This is a genomic window from Companilactobacillus crustorum JCM 15951 (genome assembly GCF_001434585.1).
GTDB lineage: Bacteria > Bacillota > Bacilli > Lactobacillales > Lactobacillaceae > Companilactobacillus > Companilactobacillus crustorum.
Genome location: NZ_AZDB01000088.1, coordinates 1 through 626, shown reverse-complemented (window position 1 = coordinate 626; position 626 = coordinate 1). Strand labels below are relative to the sequence as shown.

The window sequence follows — 626 nt, the reverse complement described above, 5'->3', positions numbered from 1 at the left end:
CACCACTCCAGTGGTATCAACCAACCACGCCATCGGTCACGGACTAGCGACTCATGTGCTGAAGCTAGCCAGTAAATCACTCCCGGCTAAGACTATCGCCAGTCTCACCGGTATTTCGACAAACTCAGTTCAGCGTATTTTGACGGCTAATATTCATCCACACGCGAGCCGCCGGTTACCGATTAATCTATGCTTTGATGAATTCCTTTCCACGCACGGCTCCATGTCGTTTATTTGCATTGACGCCGACACTCACAAATCAGTTAAAGTACTTAGCGACCGCCTTAATAGAACCATCAAACAGTTCTTTCTTAGTCAGTACAGCACCGCAGAACGGGCCGCGGTTCAACGCGTCATCATGGACATGAACGCCTCCTATCAGGCATTCGTGCACGAACTATTCCCTAACGCCGAACTCATTATTGATCGGTTCCACATTATTCAATTAATGGGCCGGACGATGGATACCATTCGCACTCAATGTTTAAAGCAACTCGACAAGCATTCGCGGGAATATAAAGTACTGAAATCACTATGGTGCCTATTCCACAAGGCCAACCCTGACGCACAAAAGAGCCGCTACCTCTTCGGCCTGAATGAGTACTCGACCGAACAGAACGCTATTG

Annotated in this window: 1 pseudogene; it reads left to right on the top strand. The window is 48.4% G+C overall.

Going from position 1 to position 626, the window contains the following annotated elements:
- Positions 1-626 (top strand): annotated as a pseudogene (locus FD26_RS10770) (ISL3-like element IS1165 family transposase); the annotation flags it as partial.